The following is a 17,083-nucleotide window of genomic DNA, read 5'->3' on the forward strand; positions in this document are numbered from 1 at the left end:
TAGTAGATTTCATAATTCAAAATTATTTGTGATTCTCAAATAGGTATCAAAAATGAAAAAATTGTTACAAGTCAATTCAATTTAAACTTGACATCTTGTGCCTCCAATTCGCTCAACAATTCCTGACAAACTTTTACTTTCTGTCTTCTACTAGGCATGGTTAATTTCATTTTCTCCTTGGTATCATAAACCAAAAAATTAAGCGCTTGATTTCCTGGATGCATACTTAACAATTCTTTTAACGAGATTATTTTCTGCTCATTTAAATCTTTTATATCCACTTGTATCGAGAGTTTTTTGGTGTACTGCTCCATAACATCGTGCAATAACTGAAAATTATTAAACTGCAACCTCGGATCACTTTTCTTGCCAGTATCCTTATTCACCCAGCCTTCCCGCACAAAGGTTTTAACAAATACAAAACTGTTTTTCAATAAAAAATGTCTGAATTTTAAATACTCCTCTCCAAAAATTCTAAACTCAAAACTATCGGTATAATCTTCAATAGTAAATAGCGCCCATCCTTTACCTTGTTTACTTACACGATGTTGTACATCGGTAACCACGCCACCAAATACCAATTCTCGGTTTACATAAGGCTCCAAATTATTAAACATTCCCACAGTGGCATTACAATAAGTTGTCATTTCAGTTTTAAAATCATCTAATGGATGTCCAGAAATGTAAACCCCAACAACTTCTCTTTCTTTGCTCAGTTTTTCCATCGTGCCCCATTCCTCACACGGAGGGACTTCGGGTTCGGCTATCTGTACTTCACTAGCTTCACCAAACAAACTTACCTGCGCCGAATTTTCATTTTCCTTATGCTTTTGGGCATACTTAATGGCTTTTTCTAAAAAGGTAATGCCATCGCCATCATCGTGAAAATATTGTGCCCTATGCGTATCGGCTAAACCGTCAAATCCTCCAGCTAAAGCTAAATTTTCAAAGGCTTTTTTATTGGCTGCTCTTAAGTCTATGCGTTTTGCTAGATCGAATATAGATTTGTAGGGTCCGTCTTTCTTTCGGTTTTCCACAATGGTCATAACTGCGCCATGACCCACACCTTTTATGGCACCCATTCCAAAACGTACCGCACCATCTTTGTTTACCGAAAACTTGTAATACGATTCGTTAACATCTGGCCCCAAAACATCCAACTTCATACGTTTACATTCTTCCATAAAGAAAGTGACTTGCTTGATGTCGTTCATGTTATTAGAAAGTACCGCAGCCATATATTCCGCAGGGTAATGCGCCTTTAAATAGGCGGTTTGGTAAGCTATCCACGCATAACACGTAGAGTGCGATTTGTTAAATGCGTAACTCGCAAAAGCTTCCCAGTCTTTCCAAACCTTTTCAAGTATTTTAGCATTATGTCCATTAGCACTGGCTTGCTCGATGAATTTAGGTTTCATTTTATCGAGAACTGCAATTTGCTTTTTACCCATCGCCTTTCTCAATACATCGGCTTCACCTTTAGTAAAACCAGCCAAACTTTGAGACAATAACATCACCTGCTCTTGATAGACCGTAATACCATAAGTTTCCTTAAGGTATTCTTCCATGGCTGGTAAATCGTATTCAATCTCTTCATCGCCATGTTTTCTTCTAACGAAACTAGGAATGTATTCCATGGGCCCCGGACGATACAAGGCATTCATAGCAATTAAATCTTCAAAAACCGTTGGTTTTAAATCCCGAAGGTGCTTTTGCATTCCAGGAGATTCATATTGGAAGACGCCCACTGTTTCTCCACGTTGGAAAAGCTCATAGGTTTTTTCATCATCTAAAGGAAAATTCTCCGGATCGAGTTGTATATCGTGCTTAGCTTTAACAATTTTAACGGTATCCTTAATTAAGGTTAAGGTTTTAAGACCTAAGAAATCCATTTTTAGGAGTCCTGCTGATTCCACAACCGAGTTATCAAACTGCGTAACATACAAATCGGAATCTTTAGCAGTAGCTACAGGCACAAACTTGGTAATATCATCTGGTGTGATAATCACACCACAAGCATGAATTCCTGTGTTTCTAACCGACCCTTCAAGTGTTCTTGCTAAATTTACAGTTTCAGCTTGCAAATCGCTACCGTCTGCAATATTCAAAAGCTCATTAACCTTCTCTAAATCTTCAGCTCTAAATTTTTTACCTAATTCCTTTTCATCTAACCCAAATATCTTTCCGAGTTTAGACATGGTTGGTATTAACTTCGCAATTCTATCCGCATCAAACAACGGTAAATCTAAAACACGTGCCGTATCTCGAATTGAAGATTTGGCAGCCATGGTGCCATAAGTAATAATTTGCGCTACCTGGTTACTACCATATTTATCAATCACGTATTGCATAACGCGACCACGACCTTCATCATCAAAGTCAATATCGATATCGGGCATACTAATACGATCTGGATTCAAAAAACGCTCAAAAAGCAAATCGTACTTTAACGGGTCTATATTGGTAATCCACAAACAATAGGCGGCTACCGATCCTGCCGCAGAACCACGCCCAGGACCAACCGAAACATCCATGTTTCTGGCTTCGCGAATAAAATCTTCAACAATTAAAAAGTAACCTGGATAGCCTGTATTTTCAATAACACTTAGCTCAAAATCTATACGTTCTTTAACTTCATCAGTAAGCGGTTCACCATATCGTTTTTTGGCGCCTTCGTATACCAAATGTCTTAAATAGGCATTTTCACCGCGCTTACCACCATCAACCTCATCTTCAGCATGTTTAAATTCGTCTGGAATATCAAACGCAGGTAATAAAACATCACGCGCTAATTGAAAGGCTTCAATTTTATCAACGACTTCTTGAATATTCATAATAGCTTCAGGAACATCCTGAAACAATTTTTTCATTTCCTCAGAAGATTTGAAATAATACTCTTGATTTGGCAAACCGTAACGATACCCACGACCACGACCAATAGGTGTGGCTTGTTTTTCACCATCTTTTACACACAGTAAAATATCGTGTGCATTGGCATCTTCTTGTTTTCTGTAATACGTGTTATTTGATGCTACTAACTTAACATTGTGCTTTTTTGCAAGCTTAATCAAAGTTGGGTTTACGCGATTTTCATCTTCTTGATTGTGGCGCATTAACTCCACATACAAATCTTCACCAAACTCTGCTTTCCACCATAGCAATGCTTCTTCAGCTTGATTTTCACCAATATTTAAAACTTTACTCGGAACTTCGCCATATAAATTCCCGGTAAGCACAATCAAGTCTTCTTTATATTGCTGAATAAGCTTTCTGTCAATTCTCGGCAAATAATAAAATCCGTCTACAAATGCATGAGACGATAATTTAGCTAAATTATGGTAACCATTTTTGTTTTTAGCAAGCAGAACAATTTGATACCCATTATCTTTTCTGGTTTTATCTTCGTGATTATCACAAACAAAAAACTCGCAACCTACAATAGGCTTTATTAATTTCGCCGTTGGTGTTTCGCCTTTTTCTTCAGCTTCAGCAATTTTTGCTTTTATTCCGCTATTTACTCTATTAACGGCATTTACAAAATGAAATGCCCCCATCATGTTAGCGTGATCTGTTAAGGCTACGGCTGGCATATTATGTTCTGCCGCTGCAGCTACAATATCAGCAACACTCATGGTAGATTGTAATACCGAAAACTGAGAATGGTTATGCAAATGCACAAAATCAACATCGGCTAGTTCACCTACATTTTGTTTTATTTCTTCAGAAGAGATTGTACTAGTTTGAGCCTTTTTTATGCGTTCGCGAATTTTAGCACTTTCCTTCTTAAGATTGATATGCTTTAAACCAATAAGCTGAATGCTCTCAGGGTTTTCTTTTTTGAAATTCTCGAAATAATCAGGCTGAACATCCAACTCCTCTTTTGTGAATTCACCTAAACGAATCAATTCTAAAAAGCATCGTGTTGTCGCCTCCACATCGGCAGTAGCATTGTGCGCTTCATCAAAAGGCTCGTTGAATAAAAATTCGTGTAACTCGGTTAATGTTGGTAATTTAAACTTACCATAACGACCTCCAGGAATTTGACACATTTCCGCAGTGTGCTCTGTACAAGTATCTAAAACCGGTAATTCTTGAAGTGGGTTTTCAACATTACCACGAACAAATTCGGCACCCATAATATTTAGGTCGAATTTCACATTCTGTCCAACTACAAATTTTGTTTTTCCTAAAGCTTCATTAAATTTTTCTAAAACTTCTGCCAATGGAATACCTTGCTCTTGGGCTAATTCGGTTGAAATACCATGAATTTTCTCTGCGTCATAAGGAATATTAAAGCCTTCAGGTTTTACTAAAAAATCTTGACTCTCGATACAATTACCCATGTCATCGTGCAATTGCCATGCGATTTGGATACACCTAGGCCAATTATCAGTATCTGTAATTGGTGCATCCCAGCGTTTAGGCAATCCGGTGGTTTCTGTATCGAAAATTAAGTACATTCTTTAATTTTATGTGTTGATTTATTTTATCGTTTAGAGCAAAAACGAAGTGTATAAAAATACATAGAATTTATACTTTTTTAAAGTGAAGTTATAAACAGTTGTAAACAAAAAAACGCAACCTAATAGGTTGCGCTAAACTTAACCAAAAATTAATGTTTATGACACTAATTCTTCATGTACTTTTTCTGTATTAATTGCCGCTTGAATGGCATTTTTTTGCTTCGTTAAAAGAGAATCAATAGTTGGTGGCAAGGTTCTGTCTTTAAGAATTTCATTATATTCTTCTAAACTGGCTTCCTCACCTCTAATGGCTTCTTCTAAAATAGCTTCTTCGTTATTTGAACTAAATAGCGATTTTAAAGTCATCCAGTTTCTATGCAATGTTCCTTTAAAACTTCCTGAGTCTTCCGGCAATTCGCCGTAGCGCAAGATTTCGGTTCTTAGTTCTTTTGCAAACTCACTTCTTTCCGTGGCACGTCTTTTAAAGAACATTTTCAATTTATCGCTATCAACATTTTCAATAGCATTTAAATACCCTTTTTCGGCATCATAATTTTTTACTAATAACTCATTTAATTGGTTTGAAATTTTTTCACTGTACTTCATATTATTCATTTTCATTTTTAAATTTCATGTGTTTATTTTATGATTTTCAAAAGCTTAAAACACTTTTGAGGCATAAACAAATTATTAAACACACATAAACAATTTGTTTAACCTTAAATTTTGCATTAAACGTGAATTACTTCACATCAGCTTTCTTTAATATAACAGAAAAACTTAGCGTTGTCAAGGGTTTTAACGGTGTTTGTGATAATTTTAAGAGTATTTAACACTATTGGCAGCCTCCATAAATTATACTACTTTTGAAAAATAACTACTAGCCATGAAACATGTATTGTATTTAATATTAGCTTGTACACTTTTGAATTGCCAACAACAGGGAACAACACTTTATATAGGAACTTATACTGATGGCGAAAGCGAAGGCATCTATCAGCTAAAGTTTAATCCTAATACAGGAATTTTAAGCGATTTAAAATTGGCTGCAACTACCAAAAATCCTTCTTTTTTAGCGTATTCGCCCGATAAGAAATTCTTATATGCTGTTGGAGAAACTGAAAACGGAACCGTTTCTGCTTTTAAAACTAAAGTCGGTGGAAATTTAGAACTAATTAATACTGAAAAAACATTTGGTGGAGCCCCCTGTCATGTTTCTGTTAACTCTGAAGGCACTAAAGCAGTGGTTTCAAATTATCTGGGAGGAAATATAGCCTTATATAATTTTAATGACGATGGTAGCTTGACCGAAGCTTCTCAAGTAATTGACCACAACGATACCATTCAGAAATCCCACGCCCATTCGGCTCAATTTTACAAGGGTGAACTTTATGTAGCAGACCTTGGCAGAAATTCTTTGTTTCATTATAACAAGAACAACACCGGCGCTTTTGACTTAATATCTAGCAATTTGGTTGATTTCCCAGAAAATGCGGGCCCAAGACATTTTGCTCTAACTAAAGATGGTCAATTTATCTACATTATTAATGAATATGCAGGTAGTATTACTGCTGCGAAAAAAGTGAATGCCAACTTTGAATTAATTGACCATTATTCAACACTTGACAGTAATTATACTGGACCAAATTCTTGTGCCGATATACATTTAAGTCATGATGAAAAGTTTCTTTATGGTTCAAACCGAGGCGAGAACTCCATTGCTGTTTTTAAACGAAATACAACTAACGGAACACTTGAAAAGATTCAAAACATGAGTGTTCATGGTGATTGGCCCCGTAATTTTACTTTAGATCCTACCGGTAAATTTTTGCTAGTGGCCAATAAAAAAAGTCATAATATCTCCGTCTTTAGTGTTGATGCTAATACTGGAAAACTCGCGTTTATGTACGATGTAAAAGTACCATCTCCAGTATGCTTATTATTCTAATTTTTAATGGATTAAATATTTACTTCAAATACTAAATTTACTGTTGTAATTTAAAAATAATAGAGTATCTTTGCGCCCTTATTAATAACCGAGGTCGAGAACCTCAAATAATTAATTATTATGCCAGTAAAAATTAGATTACAAAGACACGGTAAAAAAGGAAAACCTTTTTACTGGATCGTAGCAGCTGATGCACGTTCAAAAAGAGATGGTAAATACCTTGAAAAATTAGGGGTTTACAATCCAAACACAAATCCAGCAACTGTTGAATTAAACGTTGACGGTGCTGTTACTTGGTTACAGAATGGTGCACAACCAACTGATACTGCTAAGACTTTATTGTCTTACAAAGGTGCTTTATTAAAAAATCATCTTGCAGGTGGTGTTAAAAAAGGTGCTTTAACTGAAGAGCAAGCAGAAGCTAAATTTACTGCTTGGTTAGAAGAAAAAGCCGCTAAAATTCAAGCGAAAGCTGATGGTTTATCAGATGCTGAAGCAAAAGCGAAAGCTGATGCTCTTGCTGCTGAAAAAGCGGTTAACGAAGCAAGAATTGCTGCAGCTGCTCCAGCTCCTGTTGAAGAAGAGGTTGCTGAAGAAGTTTCTGAAGAAGCTCCTGCTGCTGAAGCTAAAGCTTCAAACGAAGAAGAATAAAAAATTTTTTTTTATACTTTTAAACTCCGATAGAAATATCGGAGTTTTTTATTCCCAAGAATGTCACATCGATCGCAGTCCAGATATTTTAAGTTGACATTTAATAGTTCTCGACTGCGCTCGAACAGACAATTATAGCATGAAAAAAGAAGATTGTTTCTATTTAGGTAAAATCGTAAAAAAATACAGTTTTAAAGGGGAGGTACTCGTAAAATTAGATACCGATCAACCTGAGCTTTATGAAAACTTAGATGCTATATTTCTAGAACTAAGAAACAACCTTGTGCCTTTTTTTATTGAAAGCTCACAATTGCATAAATCTGAACTTCTACGTATTAAATTTGAAGATGTGGATACGGAAGCGGATGCCGATTCGATTATGAAAATCGGCCTGTATTTACCTTTAGATCTGTTACCAAAACTTGAAGGAAACAAGTTTTATTTTCATGAAGTGATTGGTTTTATAATTGAAGATAAAAACTTCGGAGAAGTTGGCAAAATAACTGGAATTAATGATTCGACGGCTCAAGCCCTTTTTGAAATTGACAGAAATGGTATTGAAATTTTAATTCCTATGAACGACGAATTTATCGTGGAAGTTGACAGAGACCAAAAAACAATTATTGTTGACACGCCAGAAGGATTAATCGATTTATATTTAGAAGATTAGCCGTGTCTAAAGCCCCATTTAAATTCAAGCAATTCACTGTAAACCAAGACCAATGTGCCATGAAAATTGGCACCGATGCTGTTTTACTTGGTGCGTGGGCAAGCATAGAACAACAACCATTTTCAATTTTAGATATTGGCGCCGGCACAGGCATTTTAGCTCTAATGTTGGCCCAAAGAAGTCAAGCTGAAATTATTGATGCAATTGAAATAGATGATCTAGCCTACGAGCAATGTGTTGACAATTTTGAGCAATCATCTTGGGGAGACCGATTATTTTGTTATCATGCTTCTTTAGATGAATTTGTTGAAGAAATTGAAGACCAATACGATTTAATAGTTTGCAACCCACCTTTTTATTCTGAAGATTACAAAACAACAAGTTCGCAGAGAGACATGGCCCGATTTCAAGATGCGATGCCATTTGAACATTTACTAGAAAGTGTTTCAATTTTGTTATCTAAAAACGGTGTGTTTACAGTAGTTATGCCATTTAATGAAGAAGTTAAATTCATTGAAACGGCACAAAAATTCAACCTGTTTCCAAATAAAACACTTCATATAAAAGGCAATCCTGATTCCGATATCATACGAAGTCTTATTGAATTCTCCTTCCGCGAAAGCGAAACATCGATTAAATCTTTAATTATTGAAATTGAAAGACATCAATACACCCAAGATTATGTCAATCTTACAAAAAATTTCTACCTTAAAATGTAATAGATACTATTTAAGCGATCAAATCACATATTCAAACTTATTCCTTTTTTGAACGCTATTTGATAACTTAATTAGTATAATTCAATAAAGATTATTTAAATTTGAAGTGTAAAAATGATTATTTGATAATAAAAACGTCATTTTACTAATTATTTTCCTTTAAAACCTATTTAACTTCAGTCTTTATGCGACCAGATTTATTCGAAGCACCCGATTATTATAATTTAGATGAATTATTAACCGAAGAGCACAAATTAGTTAGAGATGCGGCCAGGGAATGGGTAAAACGAGAAGTTTCTCCCATAATTGAAGATTACGCCCAAAAAGCTGAGTTTCCAAAACAAATTATTGGTGGTTTAGCTGAAATTGGTGCTTTTGGACCATATATTCCAATGGAATACGGCGGCGCGGGATTAGACCAAATATCTTATGGTTTAGTTATGCAAGAAATAGAACGTGGTGATTCTGGAGTTAGATCTACGGCTTCGGTACAATCTTCATTAGTGATGTATCCTATTTGGAAGTATGGCAACGAAGCACAACGCCAGAAATATTTACCAAAATTAGCTAGTGGTGAATGGATGGGATGTTTTGGTTTAACCGAACCAGATCATGGATCTAACCCTGGAGGGATGGTTACTAATTTTGAAGACAAAGGCGACCACTTTCTTTTGAATGGTGCTAAATTATGGATAAGTAATGCTCCATTTGCACAAGTGGCGGTAGTTTGGGCTAAGGATGAAAACGGACGTATTCATGGACTTATCGTAGAGCGGGGTATGGAAGGGTTTTCAACTCCAGAAACACATAACAAATGGTCGCTTCGCGCATCGGCAACTGGCGAGCTTATATTTGATAATGTTAAAGTACCCAAAGAAAACTTATTACCAAACAAGTCTGGACTGGGCGCACCCCTTGGTTGTTTAGATTCTGCACGATATGGTATTGCTTGGGGAGCTATTGGAGCAGCAATGGATTGTTACGATACCGCATTGCGTTATAGCAAAGAACGTATACAATTTGATAAACCAATAGGTCAATTTCAGTTGCAACAAAAAAAGCTGGCTGAAATGATAACTGAAATAACTAAAGCACAACTTTTAGCATGGAGATTAGGTGTAATGAGAGATAACGGAACTGCGACCTCAGCACAAATTTCCATGGCAAAACGAAATAATGTGGATATGGCTTTAAAAATTGCACGTGAAGCTCGACAAATGCTTGGAGGTATGGGAATCACTGGTGAGTTCTCGATAATGAGACACATGATGAACCTTGAAAGCGTTATAACATACGAAGGCACACACGATATCCATTTATTAATTACCGGACTTGATATTACAGGGCTAAATGCTTTTAAATAAAAGACATAACAACATTAAATTCTAACTTTTTTACTATATCGTTATCGTTAAAAATTAACGATAACATGATATTTGACAGTTTTTTTAAAATATTCTGTTTCTAACTTTGTTGCTCGTATTCGCAGGTATGCGAGCATTAATTAAAGTTAGAACAACATGAAAGCTTCAAGAAAAGACACGATTCAATTTATTAATTTACAGTTAGCAGCATTAGGACAGCCGATTTTTAATGACAAAGAAGAGAGCAAAAATAAATTTTGCGACCCTGAATTCGAAAAAACAACGCGCCCACTAATCATGAGTCTTAGAGAAAAATCAAGGCTTTTGGCAGATCATTTGTCGCCTGCAGATTCAAGAATTCAAAATTTTATAGATAATTATTTAAAAGATGTTTCAGTTGACAAATCTTATAAATTACCAAATAATACATTAATCCTTTCTAAAAAGGGTCAAGCAAGAGAAGCTAGTTTACCACCAGATGGTAATTCATTTGAAAGTGATTTAGTAAACTCTAAAAGATTAAAACAAGGTATTTTAAACAACCCGTTACACGATAAAAGAACAACAAAAGGAACGTTTCATATTGTTGAAGGTCCGCTGCCTGTTCCTTTAGATAAAAAAGAAGTACCAAGAGTCGTATTAGCTCATTTTTTAAATGCAGCTTTCAATCCATCTGATGAGTTAAATACCTTACCATTTACATCCAACCAAGAGAAAAAAGCTAAAACCATGGTTTCAATGCTTTTAAGACCTGTTGTTTGTCCTGAAGTTAAAGGAGTAATCTCAGAAAAATCATTAGAGGTCCGCTTTTTTGCGCCTGGTACCTTAGTTAGTAATTTAGATTTTGTTGAAAATATTTTTGGAAACGCAGGTAACCCTAATTTAGCACATAATGATGCTGCTTTAGACCCTGAACATTGGACAGGACATACAGGATGTATTATTCTTGCACCACAATTATTAAAACTTAAAAAGAAGGACGTTGGTCTTCCTCATTTTGATGATGCTACAGATCGCCAGAAAAAAGATGGCATGTGCTGGAAAGATGCAAATGAACTTTATAATGACGGTGGTGCTTTTAAAATTACTTGTAGAGATGAAAGTGGTGTTGTAGTAACGTTGATTGCCGATAACTATTACGGATATTCTAAAAAAGAAATAAAAACCCAAATTAGTTACTCTGCAAATCTATTAGGCTTAGTTGAAGAAGAGCATGCTGGTGGCGCTATAGCTTATGCTAGACGTGTTATGGGAGATACCGTAAATTGTAATGACTATAAAGAATATTACGGTCTGGATCATACTTTTGAAAATGTTAAAACATTATTAGCAAACCGCATAGAAGTAAAACCAGAAAACTATGCGATAGATAAAAATTACCCTAATATTGTTTATATTCCAGAATCATCTTATTTCAATACAAACACAAACAGCATCAGCTGGAATTATAAAGGCAAAGAACAAAAATTGAAATTATCGCCTTTTAAAACATACGTGCATCCTTCTGGAAATAAATTAAGATTAGAAAAACACACGTCTATTAATTTATGGCGTATTGTAGAAACGTATCCGGAAGGCGTATTTTGCCATAAGCCTTGTACCGTTTCTGGTGGTGGTAAATCTGAGATTTCAAAATCTATGCAGAATGCTATTACCTATAGCAGATTTAACATTCATGATATAGAGGAAGATTTCAAAAAAGCAGATGAAATTATAGAATTCAACTATTCTACACGTTGGAAGGATAAAGACCCTAATAGACCAAAATCAAGATCATTCTTAAGTGAAAAAAGAACACTAGGCTCTGTTGTAAAACTACTAACACCTTCAGAAGAAAACTCAGATGAGTTTAATGAATGGTTAGAAAATATACCTGTGCATGTGCGCTCATTGGTATTATTTGTAAAACGTTTATTCAGACAAGCTCATGGAGCTAACCTTAACTGGAAAGACCTAATGTCTGTTGAAATTATTAACGGTGTAAAAGGCACCTCACTAATTTACAACAATACACCAGTAGTTGGTAGTTATGTTCGAATTGGATTTAATCAAAAAGGCAACTGGATGTTGAATAAATTACGTTCAGACTTTGCAGCTTGCGAAAAAATTCAAACTGAAGATGATATTACTGCTTCAATCACACTTCCTAGAAATCAGTTTAAAGATTTGAACCAGGAATATTCTAATGAAAGTGTAAAAGTATTAACTAACTGTGAAGCTCATTTATTCCAAAGACCAGATGAGGCTATTGTTAGAGGTTATGATAAAGGTGCAGAACTTGATATTATTTCAGACGGCAGATTTTTAACAAACTATGAAAAGTTAACTAAAAAAGATGCTATTGAAATTTATGAAGACACGATTAATTATGATAAATACACACAACCTGTTCAGGATTTTATAAAAGAAATTATAAATAGTGAAGATGAAGATATACAGTTTGTTTTACCATCTCACCCTAGAATTGTAGATGGCGAACCAACTAAAAACCCACGTTATTTAGAGCCAAATAGATTTTATAATGAAACTGAAGCTTCATATATTTCAGATATTGGTGTACGTTTAAAAAGAAAAATCAAGCCTGAAGACCCTGTAATACACGTTGTAAACGCTGTTCTACCTGGTAGAAGAAATAATCCTGCAGAAAGAGAAGCAGGTATTAGACCATTAGCTGTTTACAACCCAATTCACTACCAAGAAACCCCTGAATTATTTATGGATTTCATTTGTAGTCTAACAGGTAAATCACCATCAACTACAGGAGCTGGTTCAGAAGGTGCGTTAACTAAGGCTCCGTTCAATATGTTAACTCCAACAACAGATTTAAACAATGCGTTATTATCGCATATATTAACAGAATCTAACGGATTTAGTACTGCTGCAGGCTACGTTGGTGCAGAAAATAAAATTGACCATGATGTAAGTTTATTAATCCCAGAAATATGGGCTAGAATGGCTCCAGAAGATAGAGATCCTCAAAATTTAATTGCAAACGGATCTTTAGAAAAACTAGAAGACTTTGACTATAACGGTAAAAAAATATTAGCTAGCCGTTTAGGGTACAGAATTACAAAAACCTTCTCTCTATTGTGTTTAAATAGATTGTTTGACGAACCTACTGCTGTGTTTAATGAACGTATGTTAAAGCCCGAATTACAAAATCTTGAAGATTATGTAGATGGTATCAACAATATTGTTGAAGCACAACAAAAAGTGGCGTTAAATTATTTTGAAGATGGAAGTATTGAAGCCGCTATTCCGCCTTTAAAAATTCTGTTGAATATCATGGCTTATGGAAATTACAAAGGTAAAGACATTAGTCACCCAGAACTAAGAAAATATTTTGATAGAGATTATGTATTAAATTCGGATTGGTACAAAGAAAGACTTGTATTAAAACAAGAAAAAGATATTGCATACTATGGTTCTCAAATTGAGTATTTAGAATCATTTATGAAAAATCCGATAAACGATATTTTAGTAGAAGATATGCAAATAAATGCACGTTTAAATGCTACTAAAAAATTATATGACGCCGTAAAATCTAAAGATTATTTAACAAAACTTGTTGGAACTATTGGTGTAGACCCTTTATTTAAAAAGGCGAGTTAAACCCTTTTTAAAATATTTATTAGTAAACAAAAATCAAGGTTTTTAACCTTGATTTTTGTGCATCTAAAAATTTATATTTGCTAAAATTTTAAAACATTGCACAGATTAATTGCAACCTTTTTAGTTTTCTTATACATCTTAGCGATGTTAAGACCTATTCAGCCTTATGTTGAATATGTACTTAATCAGGATTATATTGCTGAATTTTTGTGTATTAATAAAGATAAGCCCGAACTGCAGTGTAACGGAAAATGTCATTTAGTCAAGGAAATTGAGAAACAGCAACAAGACCCTATTACTTCATTGTCAATTTCAATGGAAAACTACCCCATTGGTTTTGTAAATATTTATAACATTCCGTTAAACAAATATATTTCTTCTAAAAAAGAACATATTTACTTCTATACTAATCTTTACAACCTTAATATTAAGGCTTCATTATTCCAACCTCCTATTGCTTAGTTTATAAATAGTAAATGTTATTCATGCAGATATAATCTATCAATGCGTGTATACATAATGCTTTGGTATTACTACTGAAGTCGCAATTATTTATAACCTTTTCAAAATATTAAAAATGAAATTACATATAACTATGTTGTTATGTGTGTTATGCGTCAATTTGTCGTTTTCACAAGCACAAATAGATAGCACCACTACAACAAGAACACAATTACCTGAGGTAATTGTCACTGGTCATTCTAATATAGACCCAATTCATAGTGCCGTAAAAAACGATTACCAAAAAAAAGGCATCCAGCCGAAAAATGTAGCTGATCTTTTTTCTGAAATCAACGGTTTTTCAACAATAAAGCGTGGTAATTATGCCATTGATCCCATTTTTAGGGCATCTGCTTACGAACAACTAAACGTAATGTACGACGGAGGCGTTAAAGCAGTACATGCTTGCCCTAACAGAATGGATCCCATAACTACCCATGTTATTCCCGAGGAAATTGAGAAAATAGAAGTTGTAAAAGGACCCTATACCGTAAGATATGGCGCCACCTTTGGAGGCATCGTGAATATGGTAACCAAAAGCCACCACATGCTTGATCACGGTTTTCATGGTAAAGTTTCGGCAGGTTATGAAACTAATGGAAATGCTTTAGTAAGTAATCTTCAACTGCAACACGTATCAAATAAATTTAATGCCACAGCCAACATAGGTTATCGAAATTTTGATGATTATGAAGACGGAAATAATTTCTCAGTTCCATCAGCATTTAAAAGTACCGATTATGGTATCAAACTGGGTTACGCCCTTTCAGAAAATCAATATTTACAAGCACATTGGCGTCAATCGTTTGGTAGAGATACCAAGCATGCTGGTTTGCCAATGGACACGGATTTCGACAACAGTTCTATTGCCTCTTTAGATTATACTGTAGAAAATTTATCGAACACATTAAAAGGTATTACAGCCAAAGCCTATTATAGTTTTGTAGATCATTTAATGACTAACGAAAACCGTCCTAATTTCAATATGGTTTTTGCTTCGTCTCCTGTCGAATCAACAACCATTGGCGGAAAAATTGAAACACATTGGTTATTTAACGAGCGTTTAATTTTTTACTTAGGAACCGACGCCCTATTAATAGGTAGAGAAGGCAACAGAACGCGTACGGTAAAAATGATGAATGGTACCATGCTGCCAATGCCTATGGTGTTTACTGATAAAATATGGCAAGATGCTACTTTAAATGATGTTGGTTTATTCTCTGAAGCTACTTACAGCATGAACAAAACGACTTTTAAAGCAGGACTTCGGGTTGATTTTGTAAATGCAAATGCAGAAGATTTAGAAGATGATTTTGCTGCGAGGTATGGCAACGATGTTAAACAGAATGAAACCAATGTGAGCGGAACAGTATCTGTAAAACAAAAACTAGATTCTAAAACTTTTTTAGAAGCCGCTTACGGACGCGGTGTAAGAACCGCAAATATGGCCGAACGCTACATTAATCATTTTACAGTTGGTCAGGATAATTATGAATACATAGGAAACCCATTTTTAAAAGCTGAAATAAATGATCAGTTTGAAATAGGAATTACTGGAGTTACCAAAATAAATAGCTTAAATAATTTCAATTATCAATTCTCAGTTTTCTATAGTGTTTACGATAATTATATTTCAGCTGTTGTAGACCCTTCAATCCCAAGAAAATTTATGCCAACTCAAGAACCACAATATACCAAGGTGTTTACCAATATTGATGATGCCTATAAATCAGGGTTTGAGTTTATGTTTAAATTTGATTTTCTTAAGGACTATTATTTTAAAAATCAATCGGCATATGTAAGAACTAAAAACAAGGATTTTGGGGAGTCATTACCATTAAACCCTCCTTTTACAACAACATTCTCTATTGGAGTAGACAAACCTTTTTATTGGGCAAAGGCGCAATATAACATCACATCTAAACAGTCACATATTGCACCTTCTTTTGGAGAAACTGAGACTGCGGGATATGAAACTTTCGATGTTAAAATGGGAGCGACCCCGTTTAAAAATATTACAATTGGTATAGCTTGTTTAAATATTTTCGACACATCTTATAACAGTCATTTAAATTTTTCTTACCAGAACCAAGCCAGCATGAACGGGTCTCCGATTACAGAAACTGGACGTAATTTCACTGCTTTTTTACAGTATAAATTTTAAAATAGTTTTATTTTTCATTTAGAAAAAGCGTTTCAATTTTGGAACGCTTTTTTTAATAAAATTCTTTTTCATTTTCAAAATCGTATCTTTAAAAGAAAAAAATGAAATTAAAATTATACCTCATCTGTATAAGTTTTAGTGTTTTTTGGCTTTTTGGGTGCTCAAGCGATTATGAAGTATTACCAATTACTGAAAGCACTTCAATCAATACCAGTAGTGAACCAACTGAAGAAGAAACCAATGTACCTGAAAGCAGCATTGTAAAAATTTTGTCTTTAGGTGATAGCTATACGTATGGTACGAACGTATGTCCCAGTTGTAGTTTCCCCGAGCAATTAAAAAGCCAATTAAGATTAAGAATTGAGTCAAGTGTGACACAGCTTAAAATCATTGCTCAAAGCAGATGGACAACTACCAATTTAATTGATGCAATTAATACCGACAGTTCTTCTAACGAATATGATTTGGTAACACTCTTAATTGGTGTTAATAACCAATATCAGCGCAAACCTTTTTCGCTTTACGAAAAAGAATTTCCATTACTTGTTAATAATGCTATTGCAAAAGCTAATGGAGACAAAAGTCAAGTTATAGTTATTTCAATTCCAGATTATGCGTATACGCCATTAGGCCAAGGCAATACGCTTATTTCTAATGATATAGATAAATACAACAATTATGCAGAAAACTATTGCATGCAAAATAACATTAGCTACCTCTACATCACAGATATTACGAGACAAGGCTTAGTAAATCCTGCTCTTGTGACGTTTGATGGCCTACATCCTTCTGAATTGGCTTATTCTAAATTTGTTGATAGACTTCTACCTTTAGCAATAAAAAAACTTAACTGATTAAAGTAAACTTAAAAAGCGACTTCTATTTAAAACACATTTTTGTTTACATTTACTACATGTTTACATGTGTGTATTAATATTTATATTCAAGTGTCACATGTAACATTCATTAAATCATTTTCCTAAAATCACAT

11 protein-coding genes are annotated in these 17,083 nt (G+C 34.5%); 9 read left to right on the forward strand and 2 right to left on the reverse strand.

The features are described 5' to 3' along the window. Positions 1-71 precede the first annotated feature (71 nt). Together dnaE and BUA46_RS02735 are read right to left on the reverse strand one after the other, a co-directional pair. Positions 72-4,460: a DNA polymerase III subunit alpha gene (gene dnaE, locus BUA46_RS02730; protein WP_019386095.1), complete on the reverse strand. Its 4,389-nt coding sequence runs from the start codon at positions 4,458-4,460 to the stop codon at positions 72-74. 159 nt (positions 4,461-4,619) lie between these two features. Continuing rightward, positions 4,620-5,069: a ferritin-like domain-containing protein gene (locus BUA46_RS02735; protein WP_026009889.1), complete on the reverse strand. Its 450-nt coding sequence runs from the start codon at positions 5,067-5,069 to the stop codon at positions 4,620-4,622. Between the two features lie 280 nt (positions 5,070-5,349). Between BUA46_RS02735 and BUA46_RS02740 the strand changes: the two genes are divergently transcribed. The 9 genes from BUA46_RS02740 to BUA46_RS02780 all read left to right on the forward strand — a co-directional run bounded on the left by BUA46_RS02740 (position 5,350) and on the right by BUA46_RS02780 (position 16,946). After that, positions 5,350-6,411 (forward strand): lactonase family protein, encoded by a 1,062-nt coding sequence (locus tag BUA46_RS02740; RefSeq protein WP_019386093.1) that lies wholly within the window; start codon positions 5,350-5,352, stop codon positions 6,409-6,411. Between the two features lie 120 nt (positions 6,412-6,531). Beyond that, the gene (locus tag BUA46_RS02745) at positions 6,532-7,062 is read left to right on the forward strand and encodes a 30S ribosomal protein S16 (RefSeq protein ID WP_019386092.1); all 531 of its coding nucleotides are present in this window, start codon (positions 6,532-6,534) and stop codon (positions 7,060-7,062) included. 139 nt (positions 7,063-7,201) lie between these two features. Continuing rightward, positions 7,202-7,732: a ribosome maturation factor RimM gene (rimM, locus tag BUA46_RS02750; protein WP_019386091.1), complete on the forward strand. Its 531-nt coding sequence runs from the start codon at positions 7,202-7,204 to the stop codon at positions 7,730-7,732. Positions 7,733-7,734: 2 nt separating this feature from the next. Then, the gene (locus BUA46_RS02755; protein ID WP_019386090.1) at positions 7,735-8,451 is read left to right on the forward strand and encodes a tRNA1(Val) (adenine(37)-N6)-methyltransferase; all 717 of its coding nucleotides are present in this window, start codon (positions 7,735-7,737) and stop codon (positions 8,449-8,451) included. 185 nt (positions 8,452-8,636) lie between these two features. Continuing rightward, positions 8,637-9,815, forward strand: a complete 1,179-nt coding sequence (locus BUA46_RS02760; protein ID WP_019386089.1) for an acyl-CoA dehydrogenase family protein — start codon at positions 8,637-8,639, stop codon at positions 9,813-9,815. A 156-nt stretch (positions 9,816-9,971) separates the two neighbouring features. Then, positions 9,972-13,427 (forward strand): PPi-type phosphoenolpyruvate carboxykinase family protein, encoded by a 3,456-nt coding sequence (locus BUA46_RS02765; protein WP_019386088.1) that lies wholly within the window; start codon positions 9,972-9,974, stop codon positions 13,425-13,427. Between the two features lie 96 nt (positions 13,428-13,523). Further along, positions 13,524-13,889, forward strand: a complete 366-nt coding sequence (locus BUA46_RS02770; RefSeq protein ID WP_143148051.1) for a hypothetical protein — start codon at positions 13,524-13,526, stop codon at positions 13,887-13,889. Between the two features lie 115 nt (positions 13,890-14,004). Next, positions 14,005-16,092, forward strand: coding sequence for a TonB-dependent receptor plug domain-containing protein (locus tag BUA46_RS02775; RefSeq protein WP_143148052.1), 2,088 nt, complete (start codon positions 14,005-14,007; stop codon positions 16,090-16,092). 101 nt (positions 16,093-16,193) lie between these two features. Next, entirely contained in the window at positions 16,194-16,946 is a 753-nt protein-coding gene (locus tag BUA46_RS02780; RefSeq protein ID WP_019386085.1) for an SGNH/GDSL hydrolase family protein, read from the forward strand. The last annotated feature ends 137 nt before the right edge of the window (positions 16,947-17,083 follow it).

Origin of the sequence: Algibacter luteus (assembly GCF_900141715.1) — a bacterium.
Lineage (GTDB): Bacteria > Bacteroidota > Bacteroidia > Flavobacteriales > Flavobacteriaceae > Arenitalea > Arenitalea lutea.

Coding starts and splice junctions, on each gene's coding strand:
- BUA46_RS02740 (WP_019386093.1), top strand. CDS start 5,350: ATGAAACATGTATTGTATTTAATATTAGCTTGTACACTTTTGAATTGC.
- BUA46_RS02775 (WP_143148052.1), top strand. CDS start 14,005: ATGAAATTACATATAACTATGTTGTTATGTGTGTTATGCGTCAATTTG.
- dnaE (WP_019386095.1), bottom strand. CDS start 4,460: ATGTACTTAATTTTCGATACAGAAACCACCGGATTGCCTAAACGCTGG.
- BUA46_RS02780 (WP_019386085.1), top strand. CDS start 16,194: ATGAAATTAAAATTATACCTCATCTGTATAAGTTTTAGTGTTTTTTGG.
- rimM (WP_019386091.1), top strand. CDS start 7,202: ATGAAAAAAGAAGATTGTTTCTATTTAGGTAAAATCGTAAAAAAATAC.
- BUA46_RS02765 (WP_019386088.1), top strand. CDS start 9,972: ATGAAAGCTTCAAGAAAAGACACGATTCAATTTATTAATTTACAGTTA.
- BUA46_RS02760 (WP_019386089.1), top strand. CDS start 8,637: ATGCGACCAGATTTATTCGAAGCACCCGATTATTATAATTTAGATGAA.
- BUA46_RS02745 (WP_019386092.1), top strand. CDS start 6,532: ATGCCAGTAAAAATTAGATTACAAAGACACGGTAAAAAAGGAAAACCT.
- BUA46_RS02735 (WP_026009889.1), bottom strand. CDS start 5,069: ATGAAGTACAGTGAAAAAATTTCAAACCAATTAAATGAGTTATTAGTA.